The sequence below is a fragment of the Halomonas sp. KHS3 genome (assembly GCF_000830495.1).
GTDB classification, from domain to species: Bacteria; Pseudomonadota; Gammaproteobacteria; order Pseudomonadales; family Halomonadaceae; genus Vreelandella; species Vreelandella titanicae.
This window is the reverse complement of the sequence record NZ_JWHY01000008.1, coordinates 179,199-192,137: the sequence shown is the minus strand read 5'-3', so window position 1 is coordinate 192,137 and position 12,939 is coordinate 179,199. Positions and strand designations below refer to the sequence as shown.

The window sequence follows — 12,939 nt, the reverse complement described above, 5'->3', positions numbered from 1 at the left end:
TGTGTCACCTTCCCTGGAGTTGGTTGATAAGCTGCAAGCAAGCGTGCGTCATTTTTGTGACGCTATAATGACAATCATCAAGGACATCAGTCAGTTGACGCTACACTGACGTTAAATGAGCGGTTTCTCCCGCGCCGGAAAGACCACCTCGCTACCGTCGGCGTCGAGCTGTCGGATATCGATAGGGTGGCCTTTTTCATCCAGCGTTACTAAGCCAATGCCGCTGGCGTTCCACAGCCGTTCACCCGCGCTGGCGCGGTCAGGATCGCGGGGGTGAACGCTTAGCTTGCGGCGCTTGGTGAACCAATTAAGCGGCGACCACGGCGCGTAGAGCCAGCGATTGAGCCGGTCAAAGGTATTGAGCAGGTTTATGGGAAAGGTGTTTTTGATCCCGCTTGAGGTGATCTGCCACAGATGGGGAGAACGGCGCTGATGACGCACCACAATGTCGTAGACAAACGAGTAGTGCACGTCGCCAGATAGAATCACGTAGTTGCCTGGGGTTTTGGAGTGCCGCCAAATTTGCAGCAGCGTATTGGCCGCTCCCCGGTGCGCCATCCAGTTTTCGGCATCCACCACCAACGGCTTACCGGCAAGGGTAAACAGCTTTTGGATTCCCTCTATCAACTTGACGCCGAACATCGGTGCGGGAGAGACAATCACCGCACTTTTGGCCCCCATTAGCGCCTGCTGCATTTCCATTAGCGCCTCCCAGTCCATCAAGCCTGAAGGCCGATGCGGGCTGCGTTCGCTGCGCCAGCGTCGGGTGCGGGTATCCAGCACAATTAGTGCGGGAGTGCCGGGCACCTGAAACTCCCAGCCCTGAAAACGCAGCAGCCGCTCGATCAGCCCATCCTGTTCAGCGCAGACTAGCGGTTGTTCGCCACCACCCATCAGGGTCAAGGCATGGTGGACTAACGGGTTCAATTTATCCGGATCGTTACCCCAGGCTTGGCAAAGCAGATAGGCCACCAGGGCGTTACCGATAATACGCTTAGAGAACGGGTGACCGTAGGCGGCGCGCTCCCAGTCGGCGGTTAGGTTCCAGTCGTCGGTAACGTCGTGGTCATCGAAGATCATCAGGCTGGGCAGGTGCGCCATCAACCGCGCACACTGGGGCAAGCCTTCAGCAAAGGCATCGATTACCGCCTGCTCCTGACGATAGAGCTCGGCGTCTTTTTCATCTAAGGCAGGCGCTTTAGGGGCAATCACCTGCCAGGGCACCGGCGACCACACCAGGCAGTACATGGCGAGCATTTCAGCCAGCGTCATCAAGTGATTATGGGCATTCGCCGAGGTAAACACTGGCTTTTTGACACCGCCGAAGAAGCGCTCGCGCAGTGCCGCGTTGCTGGTCACATCGGGCAGCAGCTCCGCGCGCCGATAGTAGCTATCCGGCGAGCGGTAGAGCGCCTGGCTATCGTCGACAGTCGCGCCTTCCAGCCACTCATCCACCAGTCCTAACCGCTCAATCAACGCATGCACGGCGCGTAGCATCGGCCCGGCCACGTCGTCGGCGTACACCTGGTCACCAGTCATCAGCAGCCAAGCGGGCCACTCGGTGGGAGCTGACTGCTGCTCAGCAAGCCAACTGTCGGCGCGCACCAAGCCATCGGCGCTGTCGTGATGGGGCTTGCGGCAGGAGCCATGCATCAGGCGGTGATGGCGGGATGCAATCACAAAGGCAGGATAGGCGGCGCCGTCATAACAGAGCCACGGCGCCCACTCGGGCAGAGAGCGCCACTCGCCCTGCTGTGTTTCCACCTGCAGGTCGTACTCGATGCGCTCGTCACAGGGCAGCGCTGACTCAAGCTCACAATCAATTAGGTAGATAAAGGCCCGCTGACCGATGGGGATGCACTGCTGGTGGTGCGCTAAGCCGATTGACTGGCTATCGGCGTGCCCTGGGCGCAGCACTAATGCCATGTTCAGTGGCCGAGTGGCGACGAGCCAAAGTACCAGCCGTGTAGTGCTGATACGTCTTAATAGGGGGCCGGCGACTATATCGGGCAGCGTATCTGTACGATTCATTCGGTGCGGTCTCCATTATTTATACGAGACGATTACGCGCGACGACGGGCAGCTCCACCACGACTTTTAACCCACCAGTGCTGGCGCGGCTAAGGTGCAGTTGGCCGCTATACAGAGCGACAAGATCAGTCACAATGGCCAAACCCAAGCCACTGCCCGAACGCTGTTCATCCAACCGTTTACCGCGCTGCACCGCCTGCTGGCACTCTGCTTCGTTCATACCGGGGCCGTCGTCGCTAACGGTCAAGGTTAACTGCTGCCCGTCACTCTCTAGCTGTAGCTGCACATCGCTATGCGCCCAGCGCAGCGCGTTATCCATTAAGTTACCCACCAGCTCTTGAATATCCTGCCCATCCATATGGACTTTAATCTCACCCGCCCAGGTTTGGCGCAGCTCAATGCCACGCCGCTGGGCAAGCCTGGCCAGCCCATTGAGCAGCGGCGCCAGGGTGGCATGTAAATCAATGGGCGCAAAGCGAACGCCTTCGCCCGCCGCTGAAGCGCGTGCCAAATGATGACGTACCGCGCTATCCACGCGTTCTAGCTCAACCTCCCAGGCGGCTCGGTTCGCTTCCGGCAACTGGCGTAGCTGCAGGCGCATCACGCTCAGCGGGGTTTTCAGCGCATGGGCAAGGTTGCCAGCGGTATGGCGGCCACGCTCAATCAAGCGCTGATCGCGGGCCAGCACCGCGTTCATTGAGGCAGCAAGCGTTGCCAGCTCGTCGGGCAAGCGGGTATCTAACTGCTCGGCGCGCCCCTGCTCCACCTCATGCAGGTTGGCGTGCATGCGGCGCAGTGGCGCTAGCCCCCAGCGTACCTGGAGCGCCAATACGCCAAGCAACAACACGCCCAGGCCCACTAAACCGCCCCACAGCAGGCGCTGAAATTCGCCAATGTCCCGGGCCAACACATCGTCCCGGGCGGCGACGCTAATATGTAGCGGCGTTTCTAACGGCGCCAAATAGATATCACGCTCCACCACGCGCAGCGACTGCCCCCGAGGGCCAGGTATCGAGCGAGCGCTAAGAGTGTCGCTATCAATCACCGGCAGGCGCTGATCCCACAGCGAGCGCGAGGCCAACGTATGCTGCTCGCCATCGGTGATTTGCCAATACCAGCCGGAGTAGACATTGTCAAAACGCGGGTCGCCCAGCGCCCGGTCATGGACAAGCTGTTGCTCTATGCGGTCGTAGGTAACGCCCGCCATGATGACGTTGAGGGTGGCCCCCAGGCGCTCATCAAAGGCCTGAGTGGCCGAGGCACGGTAATGATGAGAAAGCAGCGTGCCCGCAACGGGCAGCGCCAGCCCTATCATCACTAGCACCGCCAGCAGTAGCCGCAGGCTTATAGAGCGCTTTGCCCAGCGCCTTACCCAAAGTTCAGGCCAGACCGAATTGAGTCGACTCATTCGGTAGCGGGCTCTTCTGCTAATAAGCGATAGCCCTGGCCACGCAGGGTGGCAATTCGCCAACTGCCCAACTTGCGACGCAGGCGGCTGACCTGAACATCGATCACGTTGGAGTCCGGCTCGTGGTCGCGGTCATAAACGTGCTCCGAGAGCTCGGTGCGGCTCACCACTCGCGGTGCGGCGTGCATTAAATAGCCCAGCAGTCGGGTTTCCTGGGCGGTTAATCCCACCGGACGCCCTGCCAAGGTGACGTGCTGGGTGTGGGTATCCAAACTCAACTCACCCACTTTCAGTACTGGATGGGCATGGCCGTGGCTGCGGCGCACAAGGGCGCGCAGGCGAAACAGTACTTCCGCGGGCTCAAAGGGTTTTGTGACGTAGTCATCCGCCCCGGCAGTAAAACCCGCGGCTTTATCGGCCCAGCGTTCCCGGGCGGTAAGGATCAACACCGGCAGGTCGATACCATCTTCCCGCCATGCCGAAAGCCAGCGAGTGCCATCGCCATCGGGTAGTCCGACATCCAGAATCAGCGTGTCGTAGGCTTCCGTGCGTACCAGAAAATCAGCATCCTGACCGTTAGCCGCATGCTCTACAAGCCAGTCGCCATCGCGCAATGCTTGGCTAAGCTCGCGAGCCAGCGCCTGGTCGTCCTCTACCAACAAACACTTCATCGGCTAACTACCCTTTTTTGGCAAGTGACATCAACAGGCTAGCGGCGCATATCATTGATACGCACCCCTTCAATGGCCATCAATTGGCCGTTATGGCCATCAAACTCGAACTCGACCACTTGGCCCTGGGGGCCAAGCAATTTGATCTCATACTCGACATAACCCCCTTCACGTTCCACCTCAACCTCCAGTACTTCCCCTATATAGTGCGCTTCCAGCCAGTCCAAAATAGTGTCGAGAGGCACGACCTCACCGCGGCGCACTTCACCGTGTAGCGACTCCCAATGCTGGTCACCCACCGCGCTACCCGCCAGCAACAGCACCAAGGCTAACCCAGTGACGTTGCGGCGAGGGACGCTGCGCAGTAGCTTTTTAAAGTGGCGTAGGATTTTACTCATTGGGTCAGCATGCCAAAGACAACATGAACGTTAGATGAACAGCTTTGTCAGCTTAAGGAAAGTATCGGGGTGGTATAAATTCACTGTCGCATTCGCTGAATGCCGTTTATTCACTGTTGTATAAACATTGACGTACAGACATTCTCGTACAGATACGTAAAGAAGGAATTTGCTATGAACACCATGAAAAAAATGCTGCTGATCCCGACCTCTGCGCTGCTGCTTGCTGCGGCTGCAGGGAGTGTGCAGGCCGACGATTCGCTGCCGATGGATCGCATTGATGACGTATTGACCCACGCCAATGACTACGGTTTCAGCCACTACGAAGAAGTTAGCATTAAAAGCCGTGGCCGCGTAGAGGTAGAAGGTTGGCTGGACGATGAGTGGTACGCTGATGTGGAATTTTCTCTTGATAACGGTGAAACGCTACAAGAGAAACGCGAGCGCCTGATTACCGGTGCCTGGGGTATGAGCGAAGACGATATCCGTCAAGCACTGGACGTAGCTAGCCAGGAGGGTATGGTTGAATTTGAAGATCTCGATATCGATAAAAGCGGCATCATCGATATTGAAGGCCGCGGCGAAGATGGCCGTGAGCTAGAAATCAGCGTCCGTCAGGGTTCTTCCGAAGTGACTCAAATTGACCGCGATTAATTTATCCAGATAATCGCTTTGCGGGCTCCCCACGGGGAGCCCGCTGCGTTTATGGTAGGCTGACAAATCATGTAGCTAAAGTGATAGTGCTGACCTTATCAGGTTGCTGAGGAGATATCCGTGCTGAACGAAGGCATTGACGGCGCGCTGGAGAATGTAGAACTCGGCAACACGGTGTCAGTGCTAAGAGATTTGGCTTGGCTGATCTCCACGCCTGATCTTGTGGTGCTTCCTCCGCCGATTCCCTGTGGAGGGCGGCCCACCATTAAAGAGTTAGGGCTGGAGAAAGCACTATTGCCCTGGCTACGTAAGCTTGGCCTATCACCGCTAACCGCGTTGAACGGCAGCCGCGCAACGCGCATGGGCCATTACCACGAACGCCTGTGGCATATGCTATTAGATCACGCACCGAATACACGGCTGCTCGCCCGGAACGTGCGCATCACCCGCCAGCGCAACACCCTGGGCGAGCTGGATATGCTGTACAGAACCCGCGACAACCCGGCACCGATACATTTAGAAGTCGCTATTAAGTTCTACCTGGGGCTGCCTGAAGGGCCTGGGGCAGCCAATAGTCAAAGCCGCTGGATTGGCCCCGGCGGGTTAGACAGCCTGGCGCTTAAGTGCTCTCACCTCAGACGTCACCAGCTCCCCCTTTCCACCACGGCGCCTGCGCTGGAAACGCTTACGCATTGGCTAACGCCACGGGATCTGGGTGTTTCTGATCTGCGTTTAGGCGAGCAGTTAACCCAGCGGTTGGCGATGCCCGGCGTACTTTACTACCCCTGGCACGCCGCCATGCCAGCGCCCGAAGGCGCGACGGCAGACCATCGCCGAGGTACCTGGTGCTACTTACGTGACTGGCCTGCGCTGGCAGCCCGGTTTCCCGCCATGCCGCGCATGGCGTGGTTGGAAAAACCTCACTGGCTAGCCCCGCCGCCCCTCAGCGCTTTTCGCCCTGCGGCGGAGCAGTTGCCTGCCATTATCGAAAAGGTTCACGCCTGGCGCTCACCCCAGCAAGTAATGCTGTGCTTCTCAGAGCGGGAGCACAATGAACAACGCTACGAGCGGCTATTTTTGGTACCTGATGACTGGCCCCGGCAAGTGCCTCTACCGCCCCGCATTCGGGACTGAAAAACGACCAGAATAAGCCTCTATATAACGACAAGGTTATCGCGATGGATCAGTTCATGGGCTTCCACGTAACCGAGGATGGCTTCGATCTGGTGGCTGGGCTGGCCCGCCAATTGGCGCGCTTCATCAGCGCCATAGTTCACCAAGCCTTTGGCCACTGACGCACCCTGCTCATCCACACACACCACCATATCGCCGCGTTTGAAACCGCCCTGTACATCGCGCACGCCCACTGCCAGTAAGCTTGAGCCTTTATCGCGCAATACCTTGACCGCCCCCGCATCCAGCACCAGCGTGCCACGCACCTGCAGTTGACCCGCCAACCAGCGCTTGCGTGCCGCCATGGGCACTTGGTCAGGACGCAGCAGCGTGCCTAGCGCTTCGCCCGACATTATCCGGTTGATAACGTCAGGCTGGCGGCCACTGGCAATCACCGTGACCGCCCCGGAGCGCGCCGCCAACTGCGCCGCGCGCACCTTGGTACTCATACCACCCCGCCCCAGTGCGCCACCGCTGCCTGCCACGGCGGCTAAGCGTGGATCATCGGCGCGCCCTTCGGCAATCATCTGGGCATTGGGGTTGTGCCGTGGGTCGGCGTCAAACAGGCCTTCCTGGTCGGTCAATAGCAGCAGCGCATCCGCTTCCAGTAGGTTAGCAACCAGCGCGCCTAGGGTGTCGTTGTCGCCAAAGCGAATCTCATCAGTGACTACGGTGTCGTTTTCATTGATCACCGGCACCACGCGCATCTCTACCAATGTACGCAGCGCTGAGAGCGCATTCAGGTAGCGCTTGCGGTTGGAAAGATCATCATGAGTAAGCAGAATCTGCGCGGTGAGCATGTCGTGGCGGGCAAAGTGCTGCTCGTAGCATTGGGTCAGGCCATTTTGGCCTACCGCCGCAGCCGCCTGCAGTTCATGCACGGCGCTGGGGCGCACCTGCCAGCCAAGGCGCACCATGCCAGCCGCCACGGCGCCGGAAGAGACCAGCACCACCTCAATCCCCTTCTGGTGCAAAGCGGCAATTTGATCCACCCAACCACCGATGGCGGGTTCGTCCAGGCCGCGGCCATCGTTAGTCAGCAGCGCACTACCAATCTTCACCACGACCCGCCGTGCACGGCTGAGCGCGCTGCGGCCCAGGATTTGCTCGTTACTTTCCATGCGACCCACCTCAATCAGACGCTAACAACTTAATCAGGCACTCATCACTAAATCAGATACTCACCACTAAATCAGCCACGTGCAACTTAATCAGACGCCCATAAAAGGGGCCGCGCGAACGCAGCCCCTTTTTGAATACTACCGATTTTAGCTAACTACCGAATGCACCCGCTTAATACCACTAAGGGGCGTATTCGACTTCAACGTCGTAATCATCGTCGTCGAAATCTTCGTCATCTTCATCGTCCCGCTTACGCCGACGGCCCAGGCGAGCTTCGGTACGCGCAACCGACTCCTCTTCCATGCGGCGGCGCATCTCTTCTTCACGGGCCAACGCCTCTTCATCTTCGTGCTCAAGGCGGCGCTGCTCGGTCAACCAGCGGTAAGCCGCCTGAACCAGTTTATCGGTGCCGTCGCTGCTGATCGCCGAAATGCGGAATACCGGGCCTTCCCAGTTCAGCGCCTGAATAATCTTCTGGGCGCGCTCTTCACGCTCATCTTCCGGCAGCAGGTCAAACTTGTTCAGCACCAGCCAGCGCGGCCGCTCAGAAAGCGCCGGAGAAAACTGCCCCAACTCATGAACAATGGCTTTTGCCGCTTCCACCGGGTCGGACTCGTCAAACGGTGCGACGTCGACCACGTGGAATAGCAGCCGCGTGCGGGTTAAGTGCTTCAGGAAGCGCAACCCTAAACCGGCGCCATCAGAGGCTCCTTCAATCAAGCCGGGTACATCGGCCATTACGAAGTGCTCGTGCATACCCAGTTTTACCACGCCCAAGTTGGGCACTAAGGTCGTGAACGGGTAGTTGGCAACCTTGGGCTTGGCGGCAGACACCGAACGAATCAGCGTCGACTTACCCGCGTTGGGCATGCCCAGCAGGCCCACATCGGCCATTACCTTCATTTCCAAGCGCAGGTTGCGGCGGTCACCGTCGGTACCCGGTGTCGTCCGACGCGGTGCGCGGTTGGTAGACGATTTAAAGTGGATGTTACCCAAACCACGACGACCACCTTCGCCCACCAGCACCACCTGGCCAATTTCGGTCACATCGGCGATGACTTCCAGGGTGTCTTCATCAATCACCGTGGTGCCCACCGGCACTTTGACGTGCAGGTCTTCACCGGCCTTGCCGCTCATTTGACGGCCCATGCCGCCCTGCCCGTTCTGGGCTTTATAGAAGCGCTGGAATTTAAAATCGATCAAAGTGTTAAGAGCATCGTCACCAATTAGGTAAACGCTACCACCATGACCGCCATCGCCCCCATCGGGGCCGCCCCTGGGCACATATTTTTCGCGGCGAAAGCTCAGACAGCCATTGCCGCCTTTGCCCGCCTCAACAATAATCGAGGCTTCATCGACGAACTGCATTGGATTCTCCCGGCCGCTTCCGCCGCCCTAATATATGCACTACTTTTTCTCCAACCCTTTATTCCCACCAGTATCTTGGTAAAACCCAGCATTCTGGTAAAGCGTATTGGAAAAGAGATTTAACCGACAAAAAAGCCCCGCCATAGCGGGGCCTTTTTTCTCGCAACCGCGAGCATAGCACTAGCCGTTTAGGCAGAAACGATGCTAACGAACTTGCGGTTTTTCGGGCCTTTGGTCTCAAACTTCACAAAACCGTCGCTCAGTGCGAACAGTGTGTGGTCACGACCAAGGCCTACGCCCGTGCCCGCGTGGAAACGCGTGCCGCGCTGACGCACGATGATGTTACCCGCAGTCGCCGCTTGGCCACCGAAGAGTTTTACACCTAAGCGTTTGGACTCGGAATCGCGACCGTTACGCGTGGAGCCGGCTGCCTTTTTATGTGCCATTGCAAAATCCTCCTAAGGGAATTGACCGCTTACGCAGAAATTCCGGTAATTTTGACTTCAGTGAACCACTGGCGGTGGCCCTGACGCTTCATGTGGTGCTTACGACGACGGAACTTGATGATGGTGACTTTATCGCCGCGCCCGTGGGAAACCACTTCGGCAGAGACTTTAGCACCACTGATCATCGGCGCACCGATGTTGAAGTCATCGCCGTCAGCGACCATCAGCACTTCGTCAAACTCAATCGTTTCGCCGGTAGCGACTTCGATTTTCTCGAGCTTGAGGGTTTGACCTTCTTGAACGCGGTACTGCTTACCACCGCTTTTGATAACTGCGTACATGTCGCTCTCCGGACTGTCGTTAATGCCGTTCTAACGGTTAAACGGCACTCATCTCCTACGCTCTTTCGAGTCGTGCTCTTATCGACCTGCTGCGAGTGGCGCCCCTTTTGGAGCCATCTGACAGGGAGCAAGATGAGTGGGTCGCGGATTATAACGACTATCTTCTCTTACCACAAGACCATAGGCCGTTGTCAATTGACACGACCATCTCCTTATAACGGCATATCATAGCGTGACCACAGCCCGTGTCTTGACGCCTAACAGGCAGCCCCATAGCATGACCTCCACTATGGGCGGGAGTTACCGCCTCAATCTGCCGCGATGAACGTATCCCATGACCGCTAACGTCTCCTCAGCCCAGCCTGACAGCCCAACGCCTTCACCGCTGCATGCCGTGGTGGCCGATGATTTCGCAGCCGTCAATCGGACAATTGTCGAGCAGCTCAATTCTAAAGTGCCACTGGTTGAAACGATCGGCCAGTACATTACCGAAAGCGGCGGCAAGCGCTTGCGCCCTTTACTGGCACTCCTAGCCGCCCGCTCCCTCGACTACACCGGCGACAAGCATATTCCGCTGGCCACATTAATAGAGTTTATGCACACCTCCACGCTGCTACACGATGACGTGGTGGATGAATCGCATATGCGCCGGGGCAAGAAAACCGCCAACGACGCCTGGGGCAATGCGCCCTCGGTACTGGTCGGCGACTTCCTCTACGCCCGCTCGTTTCAGATGATGGTCGATGTGGGCTCGATGCGCATTATGGCGATCCTTTCCGGCGCTACCTGCATCATCGCGGAAGGGGAAGTGCTGCAGTTGACCAACATCGGCAACCCCAGCATCTCCGAAGAGGACTACTTCGAGACCATTTTGGGCAAAACCGCCATGCTGTTTGAAGCGGCTTCCCACAGCGGTGCTGTGCTGGCAGAAGCAACGCCGGAACAGGAGCGCGCTCTCCAATATTATGGCCGCTACTTAGGTCTCGCCTTTCAGTTGATCGATGACCTGCTGGATTACCAGGGCGACGCCGATGCCATGGGCAAAAACGTTGGCGACGACCTAGCCGAAGGCAAGCCGACACTGCCGCTGATCCACGCCATGGAGCAAGGCACGCCGGAACAGGCCAAACTGATTCGTCAGGTGATTCGCGATGGCGGGCTTGAGCAGCTCGACGCCGTGCTGGAAATTATTCACGCCACCGGCGCACTCGACTATACCCGCCAACGCGCCGAAGAGATGGCCGACAAAGCCCTGCAGCAGTTGGACGCCCTACCGCCCAGCGCCTACCGCGACAGCATGGCCCAGTTGGCCCGCTTAGCAGTTGATCGCCAAGCATAAAAATTGCTAGATCTCACCGCCGAGGACTTGAAAAAACACGTCTGGCTAAGTATGATCCACCTCCGTTGTTGAGCACAGATAAGCACGGCTCGGCAACCTTCGGAATATAGCTCAGCTTGGTAGAGCGCTGCCTTCGGGAGGCAGAGGTCGTAGGTTCGAATCCTGCTATTCCGACCAAAAATTCCAGAAAAAACGGCCACTTAGCTAATACAGCAAGTGGCCGTTTTTTGTTGGCAGTGGCTCTAGGTAGCAAATAGGTAGCAAAATAAAAACATTGGAAGGGAGGTAGCTAATGGCAATGTCATCGCAAAAGCTCACCCGCTTCACCTACCGCCTACGCCAGGATAAGAACGGCGACCATTACGCCTGGTTTGAAATCCGCTCACAGAACCGGCGCGCCAAGATCGGCTTACTACCTTCAGAAACCGATGAGCTATGGATTACCTACGCTGAAATGCCTTATTCCATGGCGCATCTGGTCGATGATCGAACCTGGGATGCCCACCGAAAACTCATCTTAGAAATGCTTGCCGCTCACTACCTCACGCCGTTTAGCTAGGCACTGCAAAAACTGCATAAATCTGCGTGAAAACGCATAAAAACAACACCCCTTATAGCCACCCTGCCGCCCAGCACTGGCGAGGTCTGAGTGCCTGCCGCAGGGGTGCATAAAAACCACTACATTTAGCGCGCGGGCGGGGCGGGGTGACGATGGCGCGGCGTGGGGCTGCGTCGCTCGCTCATAGATAGCTTTAGTTAGGTATGCTTATAATCGGAGAGATCAGCAAAACCCTGGTAATTGAGGCTAAATAGATGAAAGTCAGTGCTTGGTCAAACGGCAAGAATCAATATGGCATCAGGGTGGGTAAACCTAACAGAAGAGAATACTTTGACCCACGATGGGAGGCGATTACTGTCACTGTTAATGGCGTGGCACACCGCTTTGCTCTTACCAAGGGGTTTTGGAAAGACTGTCCTGAGTTCAGGGATAAAGGTCAGCCGGTGATAGGACAGTGGCTAGCTAGCCAAGACCTATTAAACTGGCCACGAGGGAAGCCTCCGAAATTAGTTCTAAGCCATATTGAGGATAATTGCTTTGAGCTATGCTTGGCCTGATCTTCCTAATTGATTCTATTTTATATATGCAACAAGCCGCCCTCACTGGGGCGGCTTGTTGGTTATGGTTGCGAGCCTAGCGGTTAGTGATGATCAACTCGCCCCGTGGTTCAGTTGTCTGCTGGCCTACCGTGTATCGTATTTGAGTGGTGCGGATCGTTAGCCCTTTGAAAGCATCGCGCATCTCCGGCGTGTCGTTGACGCTGATCACAAACTGCCCCTGCCCTGTTCGGGCGAGCTCGCCCATGCGGTAGTACTCTTCCAGCGGGAAGTCGCAGCCGTATCCGGCCGTGCCCCAGTATGGCGGATCGAGATAGAACAGCGTGCCTTCCCGGTCATAACGCCGGATGCACTCTGCCCAATCCAAATGCTCAACCACCGCCCTGGATAAGCGTAAGTGTGCATCGCTGAGATCTTCCTCTATACGTAGCAGGTTCATGCGCGGCGGTGATACCGCAGAGGTGCCAAACGTTTGGCCGCTGACCTTGCCGCCAAACGCCAGCTTTTGCAGGTAGAAGAAGCGCGCCGCCCGTTGGATATCGGTTAGGTGGCGTGGGTCGATCTCTTTTTGAGTCAGGTACTCTTCGCGGCTAATCAGCCCCCACCGGAACTGCTTCACCAGTTCATCAGGGTGGTGCTTCACGATGCGATAGAGATTCACCAACTCCCCATGCGCGTCGTTGATCACTTCCACTTTGCTGGGTGCTTTCATAAAGAAGAGCGCTGCCCCACCGCAGAACGGTTCCACGTAGGCAGTATGCGGTTTAAACAGCGGTAAGATCTGTTTGGCCAAACGTCGTTTGCCGCCCATCCAGGGCAAAATCGGTCGATTTATCATCCTTGAATACCTGTTCATACATACAGTTTTAGGG

13 protein-coding genes and 1 tRNA gene are annotated in these 12,939 nt (G+C 57.1%); 5 read left to right on the top strand and 9 right to left on the bottom strand.

Annotated features, from left to right (window positions below):
* Window positions 1–111: 111 nt before the first annotated feature.
* The 4 genes from RO22_RS18105 to RO22_RS18090 are packed head-to-tail and all read right to left on the bottom strand — an operon-like array spanning window position 112 to window position 4,508.
* Window positions 112–2,031, bottom strand: a complete 1,920-nt coding sequence (locus tag RO22_RS18105) for an alkaline phosphatase D family protein (protein WP_041158975.1) — start codon at window positions 2,029–2,031, stop codon at window positions 112–114.
* Window positions 2,032–2,050: 19 nt separating this feature from the next.
* Window positions 2,051–3,439 carry a sensor histidine kinase gene (locus RO22_RS18100; protein WP_022520755.1) on the bottom strand — a complete coding sequence of 463 codons (1,389 nt, stop codon included), beginning with the start codon at window positions 3,437–3,439 and terminating at the stop codon, window positions 2,051–2,053.
* Window positions 3,436–4,110 carry a response regulator transcription factor gene (locus RO22_RS18095; protein ID WP_022520756.1) on the bottom strand — a complete coding sequence of 225 codons (675 nt, stop codon included), beginning with the start codon at window positions 4,108–4,110 and terminating at the stop codon, window positions 3,436–3,438. Before RO22_RS18095 ends, RO22_RS18100 begins: the two co-directional genes overlap by 4 nt.
* Before the next feature lie 38 nt (window positions 4,111–4,148).
* Window positions 4,149–4,508, bottom strand: coding sequence for a PepSY domain-containing protein (locus RO22_RS18090; protein WP_022520757.1), 360 nt, complete (start codon window positions 4,506–4,508; stop codon window positions 4,149–4,151).
* Window positions 4,509–4,682: 174 nt separating this feature from the next.
* On the opposite strand from RO22_RS18090, the gene RO22_RS18085 reads away from it, so the two are divergent.
* On the top strand, window positions 4,683–5,162 hold the full coding sequence (locus tag RO22_RS18085; protein ID WP_027958197.1) for a hypothetical protein: 480 nt from the start codon (window positions 4,683–4,685) through the stop codon (window positions 5,160–5,162).
* A gap of 120 nt (window positions 5,163–5,282) precedes the next feature.
* On the top strand, window positions 5,283–6,296 hold the full coding sequence (locus tag RO22_RS18080) for a DUF1853 family protein (protein ID WP_009287886.1): 1,014 nt from the start codon (window positions 5,283–5,285) through the stop codon (window positions 6,294–6,296).
* Window positions 6,297–6,316: 20 nt separating this feature from the next.
* Here the strand turns inward: RO22_RS18080 and proB are convergent, their stop codons facing one another.
* The 4 genes from proB to rplU all read right to left on the bottom strand — a co-directional run bounded on the left by proB (window position 6,317) and on the right by rplU (window position 9,612).
* Window positions 6,317–7,456, bottom strand: coding sequence for a glutamate 5-kinase (proB, locus tag RO22_RS18075; RefSeq protein ID WP_027958196.1), 1,140 nt, complete (start codon window positions 7,454–7,456; stop codon window positions 6,317–6,319).
* Between the two features lie 181 nt (window positions 7,457–7,637).
* Window positions 7,638–8,825, bottom strand: a complete 1,188-nt coding sequence (gene cgtA / locus RO22_RS18070; RefSeq protein WP_009287884.1) for an Obg family GTPase CgtA — start codon at window positions 8,823–8,825, stop codon at window positions 7,638–7,640.
* Between the two features lie 188 nt (window positions 8,826–9,013).
* Window positions 9,014–9,271, bottom strand: a complete 258-nt coding sequence (gene rpmA, locus RO22_RS18065; protein ID WP_008957069.1) for a 50S ribosomal protein L27 — start codon at window positions 9,269–9,271, stop codon at window positions 9,014–9,016.
* Between the two features lie 29 nt (window positions 9,272–9,300).
* Complete coding sequence (rplU, locus tag RO22_RS18060) at window positions 9,301–9,612, bottom strand: 50S ribosomal protein L21 (protein ID WP_022520761.1); 312 nt, start codon at window positions 9,610–9,612, stop codon at window positions 9,301–9,303.
* Window positions 9,613–9,946: 334 nt separating this feature from the next.
* On the opposite strand from rplU, the gene ispB reads away from it, so the two are divergent.
* From ispB to RO22_RS18045, 3 genes are all read left to right on the top strand, one after another.
* Entirely contained in the window at window positions 9,947–10,951 is a 1,005-nt protein-coding gene (gene ispB, locus RO22_RS18055; RefSeq protein ID WP_022520762.1) for an octaprenyl diphosphate synthase, read from the top strand.
* A 100-nt stretch (window positions 10,952–11,051) separates the two neighbouring features.
* Window positions 11,052–11,128, top strand: a tRNA-Pro gene (locus RO22_RS18050).
* 115 nt (window positions 11,129–11,243) lie between these two features.
* Window positions 11,244–11,510: a hypothetical protein gene (locus tag RO22_RS18045; RefSeq protein ID WP_041158974.1), complete on the top strand. Its 267-nt coding sequence runs from the start codon at window positions 11,244–11,246 to the stop codon at window positions 11,508–11,510.
* 633 nt (window positions 11,511–12,143) lie between these two features.
* On the opposite strand, the gene RO22_RS18035 is transcribed toward RO22_RS18045, so the two are convergent.
* Complete coding sequence (locus RO22_RS18035) at window positions 12,144–12,905, bottom strand: DNA adenine methylase (RefSeq protein WP_152618919.1); 762 nt, start codon at window positions 12,903–12,905, stop codon at window positions 12,144–12,146.
* Between the last annotated feature and the right edge of the window lie 34 nt (window positions 12,906–12,939).